The sequence below is a fragment of the Nitratidesulfovibrio oxamicus genome (assembly GCF_015731765.1).
Classification (GTDB): Bacteria; Desulfobacterota; Desulfovibrionia; order Desulfovibrionales; family Desulfovibrionaceae; genus Cupidesulfovibrio; species Cupidesulfovibrio oxamicus.
In genome coordinates this window covers 1-1,506 of sequence record NZ_VRYY01000528.1, presented here as the reverse complement: position 1 = coordinate 1,506, position 1,506 = coordinate 1, and the positions used below count along the sequence as shown (strand labels likewise).

The following is a 1,506-nucleotide window of genomic DNA, read 5'->3' as shown; positions in this document are numbered from 1 at the left end:
GCGACCTGGGCCTGCCCCCGCGCGAGGTGGAGGAACGGCTGGAAGCGGCCCGTGCCGCCCTGTTCGACCTGCGCGCACGGCGCCCGCACCCCCATCTGGACGACAAGGTGCTGGCCGACTGGAACGGACTGGCCATTGCCGCCATGTCGCGGTGCGCCCAGGCCTTCGATGCGCCGCATCTGGCGGAAGCCGCAGCCGTTGCGGCGGACTTCGTGCTTGCGCGCATGGCCACCCCGGAAGGGCGGCTGCTGCACCGCTGGCGCGACGGCGAGGCCGCCGTGTCCGGCCTGCTGGACGACTACGCCTTCATGATCTGGGGGCTCATCGAACTGTACGGCGCCACCGGCGAGGTGCGCTGGCTGCGCCGTGCCCTGCGCCTGCAAGAGGTGCAGGACACCTTCTTTCACGACGCCGAGGGCGGCGGGTACTGGATGACCCCGGCGGATGGCGATGCCCTGCTGGTGCGCCGCAAGGAAGGGCACGACGGCGCGCTGCCCTCGGGCAACGCCGCCGCGCTGTTCAACCTGCTGCGCCTGGCCCTGTTGCTGGGGCGTCCGGAATACGGCGAACGGGCGCGGGGCGTGCTGCGCGCCTTTGCCACGCAGGTGCGCCATCACCCCATCGGCTCCACCATGTTCCTGTGCGGGGTGGATTTCGCGCTCAGCGGCGGGCGCTCGGTGATCGTGGCGGGCGAACCGGACCAACCGGATACAGAGGCCATGCTGGCAGCCGTGCGGGGCACCTATGCACCCACCACGGTGCTGCACCTGCGCACCACCGACAATGCGCGCGACCTTGCGGCGCTGGTGCCGTTCACCGCGCACCTGGCCCCGCTGGAAGACCGGGCAACGGCCTGGCTGTGCGAGAACTACGCCTGCTCGCCGCCAATAACCGACCCGGCGGAACTGAAGGCCCGCCTGCTGGCCGTGCGCCCCCTGGCGCAGGGATAGCAGACGGCATTGTCCATGCGGCATGCGTTGCCGGGCAAGGGGGAGAGCATGCCGCATGCGCGGGGCGCATAAGGCATGCCGGGGTAGTTGGGGGAGGGCAGGGTGAACCCGGCTGCCGCGGCCCCATGCGGATTGATTGTGGACTGTTTATGCAAACGGTGCTTTTGGTGTGCAATGTCAGCATGTTGCAACACCGCTTGCGTTTCCCCCGGCAACCGGATACACCCCCAGTCACGCTTGGTTTCGGATGACGACAGCAGGAGAGACCCCAGCCGGCGGCAAACGGCATGGGGCGCCGACGAAGTGAATCTTTCAGGCGAAAGGACTGCTGCCCGACGAACCTCTGGAGAGCCTCCATCCGTGGAGCACCGAAGGAGCAAACCGCCCGTGTCCTCGCAGGGAACCGGGGCGGCGAAACTCTCAGGTAAAAGGACAGAGTGCCACGCGTGACTCCGGTCGGCATGCGCCCGCCGCGCCCCCGTGCGCAGCGGTTCCCGCCCGCGACCCGGCTGACTGGCCGATCCCTTGTGATCGCCCCGGGGCCGGGGGGCCGCCG

General features: G+C 69.7%; 1 protein-coding gene and 2 riboswitches. The gene reads left to right on the top strand.

The window, feature by feature from the left end:
* Positions 1–950 (top strand): YyaL domain-containing protein (locus FVW20_RS14940; protein ID WP_196610226.1); only part of this gene is annotated, 950 nt, incomplete at its 5' end.
* Positions 951–1,197: 247 nt separating this feature from the next.
* A riboswitch (glycine riboswitch) is annotated at positions 1,198–1,288 on the top strand.
* Between the two features lie 3 nt (positions 1,289–1,291).
* Positions 1,292–1,388, top strand: a riboswitch (glycine riboswitch).
* Positions 1,389–1,506: the final 118 nt, after the last annotated feature.